Origin of the sequence: Acidiplasma cupricumulans (assembly GCF_001402935.1) — an archaeon.
Taxonomy (GTDB): Archaea; Thermoplasmatota; Thermoplasmata; order Thermoplasmatales; family Thermoplasmataceae; genus Acidiplasma; species Acidiplasma aeolicum.
In genome coordinates, this window is sequence record NZ_LKBH01000057.1 from 1 (window position 1) to 3,401 (window position 3,401).

The following is a 3,401-nucleotide window of genomic DNA, read 5'->3' on the forward strand; positions in this document are numbered from 1 at the left end:
TGGGAATAAAATAAACGTTTAAATAAGGAAAAAAATTAAAAGCATATGGAGACTCAAAATTTGCCTGATAGTGATCCGATCTTAAATGAAATGAACAGTAAGATCACAACAAAATTCTACTGGGCAGTTACTGTGCTGGCAACAATAGGTGGGTTCCTGTTTGGTTATGATACATCCAATATAGGGACAGATCTGGGATTTATACCATTTGCCAAACACCTTGCCACAACTGCACCATTTGTTTACGGATACTTAATAGCAGGTGCATCACTTGGTGCCGCCGTTGGAGCATTAATAGCAGCAGCACTTACCGACAAATATGGCAGGAAATTCCTGCTTATTACGGATGCCGCCATTTATACAATTGGTGCACTTCTTTCTGCGGCTGCTGTTAACCTTGCAATGCTGCTTATTTCAAGAACCTTCATAGGGCTTGCAGTTGGTGCTGATTCGGCAATAGCAACTGCCTATATAGTTGAATATGCACCAAAGCGCCGCAGGGGCCATCTCTCATTAATGCAGCAGTGGATGATTACATGGGGAATACTTGGTGCCTATCTTGTTGGTATGGGTGTATTTTTCATTGCACCAGGCCTTGCATACGCCGTTGACTGGAGAATTCTTTTAGGTGTTGCTGCCATACCATCTATTATAGGCCTTATTTTTAGATTCTACATGCCAGAATCACCAAGATGGTTAATACTTCATGAAAAATACGATAAGGCAATTTCGGCCCTTAAAAGGTTTAATATAAACGCAACAGAGGATCAGCTAACAAAGACCCATGGCGTTCTCCAGAGCATGGAAACTAAAATGAGGGCAACACCCGGAATAAAAAGGGCATTCGTGGTCGTTGGCCTGTTCATGATGTTCCAGCAAATAACAGGAATAAATGTTCCATTCTATTACGGCCCAACTGTTATAGCAAAATTAAATATCTTTGGATCTGCAGGTGGATCATACCTTTCAAAGGCAGTATTTGGAATAGAGGCATCATCAATTCTGGCAGTAATAAATGTACTGGCCACCCTTATAGGATTTAAGCTTATTGATTCATATGGCAGAAGGTCCCTTGCACTGCTAGGTTATTCCGGGATGGCACTGTTCGATTTTATTGGTACGGTACTATATCTGGATCATATTGCTGTTGGCCTTTTAATAGGATTTGCGGGATTTATAATTTTCTTTGCCTTTGCCGTGGGAGGTACCGGCTGGCTGCTTCAGGGAGAATATTTCCCAACACAGTACAGGGGTTTATATGCATCCCTAATAGCTGTTGTTGACTGGATATCAAATTTTGCCATAATAGAAATATTCCCTGCAATGAACCTGCATATAGGCCTTGGATATACAATGGCAGTCTTCGGGGTTCTTTCTGTAATAGCCGTAATTATATTCTTCTTTATTATGCCTGAAACAAAGGGCATATCTGTTGAGGAGGTCACAGAAATGTTTGAAAACAATACACTATTAAATGTAAAGAACGCATCCGGCACAAGGGAATCCACAGGGTCTGGGGATAAATAATTTTTTATCAAAAAAATTAATTTTTTCCTTGCAAACTTTTAATACAGAAATATAATAAAAGATTATGGATATTCAAAACCTAAAGGATGTAAAAAATGTCTGCCTGCAGAATATTAAGGATATTTATGGTGAAAACATACAGGAGTTCACAATAAACAGCATAGTCAACAATGGAAATACATGGGATGTTTCCACCGAATTCAATTTTGAGGGATATCATTATACTGTATACATATCACTAAACAGCGATGGGGAAATTATAAAATTCAATCAGGTTGGCAAAACAAAAATAGGCTGATATACAAATATATTTTATATTTTTTTATAATTATTGTACATGGATTTGGAAACAAAAAACTATATTTTAAAGAACATATTTGATTTTTTTCAGTATTCAAAGAGATATGATCGTCTGGTATTAACCGGAATCCTTAATTCAATGGATTATCATGATGATTATATCACCTTTAATAAACTCAGATTCAAAATAGGTAGAAATGCAGGAAGGGATAAAATTTTGGGATTTTTTCTGGCAAACCTTCCGGTGCTTATTGAGGGCAGAAGAACTGAAAGGAATGACCTTACACCAAAATTAACAAAATTAAAAAATGATACATTGGAACTTATATCACTGGGAAAATTTAATGAGCTTGCAACACTTGACATGTATCTTCTTCTTGAAATGGGTTTAAGGTGTGCATACTCCATATGGGTTGGAAAAAAGGCCATTATTGAAAGGCCGGGATATGATAAAATAATATTATATGATCAGGATTACAGGAAAATAAAATTATATTTAAGGTTGAATAAAATTGGGCATTATGATGTTCTTGTCAATGGACAGCCATTTCCAAGCTCACAGAATTCACTCCTCCACTGGTCTGAAAAATTTACTGATAGGAATTCTGATCTGTTATTCAGGCTTGCATTAAACATAAGAAATCTTCTTGCACATGGCGAGAATGAATGGGAACTCTATCCCTTTAAGGAAAGTGTTGAATCATCCTCATATGCGGTTGGTAAGGTTCTGGACAGGATTAAATTATAAATTCTTTTTAAAGTTTATAATACCCATGAAAATTTGGATGTTTTTAAACATATATATTTATGAAAAATAAATGAAAATTTTATAAACCATGCTTATATAAATTATTATGTTAAATTTTGATGGGGAGTTCGATGTGAATGCAAGGTCAGAGGATGCATATAACTATGTTTCAGACCCGGACCGCATAGCAAAGCTGGTTCCAGATCTAATAAGCTACACAAAAATAGATGGGAATAACATGAAGTTAACTGCAAAGGCTGGTGTATCATTTATAAAGGGAAAATTTGATCTGGATTTAAAAATAATAAATGATGAAAAAAAGGAGAATCTTAAGCTTGAGGGCCATGGAAAGGGAACCGGTGCATCTGTTGACTTTACCGTTGATTTTAATTTTAAGCAGAATGATGGAATGGCACACATAAAATGGAATGCCGATGTCAATGTTGTTGGGTCGGCAGCCAGCATGGGGGGCAGGATGATTAAAAGCGCAGCAGGGAAATATATTAATAAGCTTATTGATGCATATAAGCAGGCCCTTGAGGCTGGAAATTAAATTTAAAAATTGATATTTTATTAATGATTAAAAAATACAAAACTTTTCCCTGTTTTAACGGAAATTAATCACATTTCATAATTTCCTGACCCACAGGGAATTCTACGCCCGCCCCTGATCAGATTTTAATTGCAGGGTGACACGCCTTATGCTGGATCTGAGGCCCATTAAAAGGCAGGGCATTCTATATGTCCAGCGTCGTCATATGGAATCATGATCATCCATACTTTTTAACCGGACGTTAATATATGCCTTTTTTGTATTAAGTTTTTA

General features: G+C 36.4%; 4 protein-coding genes. All 4 read left to right on the forward strand.

The features are described 5' to 3' along the window. The first annotated feature begins 45 nt into the window (after nt 1-45). The 4 genes from AOG55_RS01910 to AOG55_RS01925 all read left to right on the forward strand — a co-directional run bounded on the left by AOG55_RS01910 (nt 46) and on the right by AOG55_RS01925 (nt 3,128). The gene (locus tag AOG55_RS01910) at nt 46-1,527 is read left to right on the forward strand and encodes a sugar porter family MFS transporter (protein ID WP_082180417.1); all 1,482 of its coding nucleotides are present in this window, start codon (nt 46-48) and stop codon (nt 1,525-1,527) included. A gap of 64 nt (nt 1,528-1,591) precedes the next feature. Further along, nucleotides 1,592-1,825 carry a hypothetical protein gene (locus AOG55_RS01915; protein ID WP_048101070.1) on the forward strand — a complete coding sequence of 78 codons (234 nt, stop codon included), beginning with the start codon at nt 1,592-1,594 and terminating at the stop codon, nt 1,823-1,825. Between the two features lie 39 nt (nt 1,826-1,864). Then, nucleotides 1,865-2,575, forward strand: coding sequence for a hypothetical protein (locus tag AOG55_RS01920; protein ID WP_048101071.1), 711 nt, complete (start codon nt 1,865-1,867; stop codon nt 2,573-2,575). Nucleotides 2,576-2,681: 106 nt separating this feature from the next. After that, nucleotides 2,682-3,128: an SRPBCC family protein gene (locus tag AOG55_RS01925; protein ID WP_048101072.1), complete on the forward strand. Its 447-nt coding sequence runs from the start codon at nt 2,682-2,684 to the stop codon at nt 3,126-3,128. Nucleotides 3,129-3,401 lie beyond the last annotated feature (273 nt).